We start from the raw sequence: 1322 nt of genomic DNA, 5'->3' as shown, positions 1-1322 counted from the left end.
AAAAATGTATGGTCCGCCCCGTTATTGCAACTACAATTTAGTAATAACGGAGTTGGTTTGCGCTAATGTATTCGGAGTCCGCGTCGGGAACATTAACTTCCCCGCTCCACGATGATATTCGCGCCAGATTATCCTTAAAAGGGCTTAAGCATTTAGTGCTATTTTTTATTACAGGTTATTAATCTGGCCGATTGACCGTTTTTGTCATTACGTTCATTGGCGTCGCAAACTTGGTTATGGCTATACAGCCTTAAAAGCTTGGCGGTGGTACAACACCGCCCAAGCTATTCTTGCTAGCTTATTGGCAAGTGCGACTACTACTACATTAAACGGTTTTGTTGCTCGTAAATTGACTAACCAATCCCCGAACACTTTCCCTGTTGTTTCTATCCTAGATAGTACGGACCTTGCTCCATGTATAAATAGAGTACGAAGGTGTTTGTTCCCTCGTTTGCTCATACCTAATAATTTAGATTTTCCGCCCGTTGAATACTGCCTTGGAACAAGTCCTAGCCACGCGGCCATCTCGCGAGCTCCACCAAAGTTCGAAGGAGAGCTGATATTGGCCACACACAGCGTGGCTGTTAAGTCACCAATACCAGGAATGCTCTTCAGAAGTTCGGCGTTATCATTATTTTCAGTGATAACTTTCAGTTTCTTATCTTGAATAGATACTTGTTCATTTAGGTATTTATAGTGCTCATGAATTGAGAGCAGTTCAGCTACCAGGCTCTGCGGTAACTTTATATCTTGCTCGGCCAACCACTGAAATAGCGTTTTCATCTTGGCATGGCCTTTCGGAAAACTCAGCCCAAACTCAAGTAGTATTGCTCCAATTCGGCTCATACAAGCCGTTCGCTCTTTGATATAACCATCCCTCACTCGATGGATAGCTGCGATTACTTGAGCTTCCTCTGATTTGGCAGAAACAAATCTCATGCTTGGTCGACTCGCTGCTTCTGCTATCGCAGCCGCATCAATAAAGTCGTTTTTATTACCTTTGACGTAAGGTTTTACATATTGAGGTGGAATAAGTCGAACTTGATGCCCATAGGCTTCACACTTTCTCGCAAGCCAGTGAGCGCCGCCGCAGGCTTCAAAAGCGATGATAGTAGGTTCAAGTACAGATAAGAAACGGAGTAGTTGGCTTCGATTAAACTTACGACGAATAACTTCTTTGCCGGAGTGATTGTTACCGACTGCATGAAAGCAGTGTTTACCTAAATCGATACCTAAAATGTGGATGGTAGACATATGGTTCACCTCGTTTTGAGAGCCTACTCTAAGCGTAGGGCTTGAGAGTGAGGCGGACCATATAATTA

The 1322-nt window shown here is 43.7% G+C and carries 1 protein-coding gene; it reads right to left on the bottom strand.

Annotation, left to right across the window (positions count from 1 at the left end):
* Nucleotides 1-240: 240 nt before the first annotated feature.
* The gene (locus tag F0231_RS20730; RefSeq protein ID WP_171761565.1) at nt 241-1254 is read right to left on the bottom strand and encodes an IS110 family transposase; all 1014 of its coding nucleotides are present in this window, start codon (nt 1252-1254) and stop codon (nt 241-243) included.
* Nucleotides 1255-1322 lie beyond the last annotated feature (68 nt).

Origin of the sequence: Vibrio sp. RE86 (genome assembly GCF_013114545.1) — a bacterium.
In the GTDB taxonomy this organism is placed as follows: Bacteria; Pseudomonadota; Gammaproteobacteria; order Enterobacterales; family Vibrionaceae; genus Vibrio.
Note: the sequence above shows the minus strand (reverse complement) of the source record. Positions and strands in the feature narration are given on the sequence as shown.